General features: G+C 69.8%; 1 protein-coding gene. It reads right to left on the bottom strand.

The window, feature by feature from the left end:
* Window positions 1–507 (bottom strand): hypothetical protein (locus ACYVDE_RS25320; protein ID WP_460504276.1); only part of this gene is annotated, 507 nt, incomplete at its 3' end.
* Window positions 508–655: the final 148 nt, after the last annotated feature.

Below are 655 nucleotides of genomic sequence, written 5' to 3' on the forward strand. Positions count from 1 at the left end.
CTCGGCCCCGCCCCGCCCGGTGCGGGAAGTGAGGCGGGGCGGCTCTACCCGAACAATCCCGGCCCGCACGCGCACGGTTTGGGACCGGCTTTCGCTCCCGGCGGCGTCATCGTCGTAGGTCGTGTCGTCCTCACGGCCGTAGCTAGCGTCTTCTCGCAGCGCCTCGGTTTTGAGGAGTAGCAGGGGCTGGTCGGTTACGTCGATGAGGTTGGTGAGGCCGTAGTCGAGGCTGCCGCCCCAGAACCCGTTGTGGCCGCGCAGGTTCAGTAGCAGCACCCGCCGCTGCGGGTCGAGTGCCACCGTGTCGAGCGTGAACTCGCCGCCCACCACCCCGGTGTCGCCCACCGGCTCCAGCTGTACCTGCGTCCAGCAGGTGGCGGCCGGCGTAGCCCGGTACAGCACCCGCGTGGGCTCAAACAGGCGGCTGATGCGCAAGTAGCGCCCACATACCGTATCGATGCCCCAGGGCTGCCGCGCCATGTCGGCCCGCAGCGAGTCGTCGCTCACGCACCGAAACCGCAGGGGCCTTACGCCAACAAAGGCCCGTAGCGAATCGGGCTCGTGGTATAGCTCAGCAACCGGCGGGGCCGACTTGGGGGTGGGCTGAGCCTTCGGCCCGGTTGGGGACGGCTGCGCCGCCGGGCTTTGCGGTGGT

Source organism: Hymenobacter agri, assembly GCF_054778495.1.